This window comes from uncultured Maribacter sp., from assembly GCF_947495965.1.
In the GTDB taxonomy this organism is placed as follows: domain Bacteria; phylum Bacteroidota; class Bacteroidia; order Flavobacteriales; family Flavobacteriaceae; genus Maribacter_B.
Genome location: NZ_CANMBB010000024.1, coordinates 1 through 1,045, shown reverse-complemented (window position 1 = coordinate 1,045; position 1,045 = coordinate 1). Strand labels below are relative to the sequence as shown.

The 1,045-nt window shown below is 36.7% G+C and carries 1 protein-coding gene; it reads left to right on the top strand.

The window, feature by feature from the left end; translation table 11 throughout:
- Positions 1–1,045 (top strand): hypothetical protein (locus Q0820_RS16890; RefSeq protein WP_298489467.1); only part of this gene is annotated, 1,045 nt, incomplete at both ends.

Below are 1,045 nucleotides of genomic sequence, written 5' to 3'. Positions count from 1 at the left end.
TAACTTATTTAGATACAGCAACCAATGAGTTGTATGTATATGATGGTGCTAACTGGACAATGGTAACCGATAATCAAAATGCGGGTGAAGTTTCAGTAAATCCAGCAGGCAATATAACAAGTACAGATGTGCAATCTGCTTTAGAAGAGCTAGATGCAAGTATTACCTCTAGTGAACTAACTACAACAGTAGTAGAAGGAACAGGAATAGATGTTACCTCAAGTGTAACAGGAAATAATACAGAGTATAGAGTAACAGTAGATCCTACAGATATAGTTGGTGACGGAAGTATAACATCAAGTGATATTGACGTTACAGGTGGTTCTAACGCAACATTGAATAATGTAACGTTGACAATTGCAGATAATGCTATTACCAATGTAAAGATGTCAGATGATGCTATTACTACTACGGAAATTTTAGATGGTACAATTGCAAGTGCAGATATCGCAGCAGATGCAGTAAATGCTTCTACGATCAATGCAGATGTGGCAGGGTCAGGCTTAACTCAGAATGTAACAACAGGCGCATTAGAAGTTAATGAAGCTGCACTAGCCGATGGAAATATTACTTCAGGAGATAATACAATAGATGTAACAGGCGGAGACGATTCTGTTTTTACGGATGTAGTTCTAGATGTAAGAGACAATGCAATTACAAATGCAAAGTTAGCAAACAATGCAGTACAGACAGAAAATATAGTAAACGGAACCATTTTAGCGGAAGATGTTTCATCAGGCGGAAATGATAAAGTTTTAGTTACAAATCCTGCAGGAGTAGTAGAGTGGATAGATAAGAGTGCATTAGTTCCAGCAACAACGGTATCTAATACAAGTAGTGGAAATGCATTAAGTACAACAGTAGATGGCGTAACAGGAGCAAATGTAAGTATTATAAATAGTAATACATTAACATTAAATGGTAGTGATGAGTTGGTAAGTACCGTAAATGGAGTGGATTCAAATGCGATAGATTTATCGGATTATAGAGAGACTGTAGTAGGTACAAACGATATAACCGTTACTAATGATGGAAATGGGAACTA